At 27.8% G+C, this 482-nt stretch carries 1 protein-coding gene; it reads right to left on the minus strand.

Translation table 4 applies throughout. From position 1 onward, the window contains the following. On the minus strand, window positions 1-482 hold a 482-nt coding region (locus N9R85_RS03895), incomplete at both ends, for a DEAD/DEAH box helicase family protein (protein WP_262858668.1).

The following is a 482-nucleotide window of genomic DNA, read 5'->3' on the forward strand; positions in this document are numbered from 1 at the left end:
CTGATCTTAACTTGTTCATAAATACCTTTTGGTGTAGCAGTCATATTAATTTGAAAATTAGATGCTTTACTCATTTTTTCGTAAAAGTTTTCAACGGCTTGTTTGTTTTTACCTTTAATCCCTGATTCACTTGTTCCGATATGTGCTTCATCACGAATAAAGACAACAAAGTAATTGTTTGAAATCTCAGAAATGAACTTATCTAAAATACCTTGTTCAGTATATATTCTGTTAGCACCGAATGAAGAAGCACCTAGAACAAATACTTTATTAGTTTCAACTTTGAATGTATAATCGGCGTCTTTAACATTATTTTTACTACTTGATGGTGATTCTTTTCTTTCGAAAATAAGGTCATTTCTATTTTCTAAATAAAATTTATATTCGTTAAAATTATCTTCCATTTGTTTAGGCAATTCGGCATTAGATAATGTCATAACTACAAAAATAATAGGTTTATTATCTCTTTGTTTATTAATAGT

Source organism: Mycoplasma sp. CSL7503-lung, assembly GCF_025515455.1.
Classification (GTDB): Bacteria; Bacillota_I; Bacilli_A; order Mycoplasmatales; family Metamycoplasmataceae; genus Mycoplasmopsis.